The sequence below is a fragment of the Bradyrhizobium sp. Kon56 genome (assembly GCF_055807635.1).
Map to the genome: position 1 here is coordinate 1 of NZ_JBVVOU010000581.1, position 243 is coordinate 243.

Consider the following 243-nt stretch of genomic DNA (forward strand, 5'->3'; position numbering starts at 1 on the left):
CGCCTGCCGCAAGGTGTGTCGGCCCAGCCCTTACCCGACCGTTGGTGGCAGTTGTACAACGATCCCCAACTCGACGCCCTGGTGCAGCAAGCGCTGGCGCACAACCGCGACCTGGCGGCGGCACAGGCTCAACGCATCGATGCGCTGGGGGTGCGGTTGCGCCGGCGCATGGGCCACCCACGAGGAACACCCCGCCAACCAGACGACGGCCGCGCCCAGGAGCGAAAGACGGCTGTGCCGCAT

The 243-nt window shown here is 69.5% G+C and carries 1 protein-coding gene; it reads left to right on the top strand.

The annotated features are described in order from the left end of the window. Positions 1-51 precede the first annotated feature (51 nt). On the top strand, positions 52-243 hold a 192-nt coding region (locus AC0L3B_RS40135), incomplete at its 3' end, for a hypothetical protein (RefSeq protein WP_473383551.1).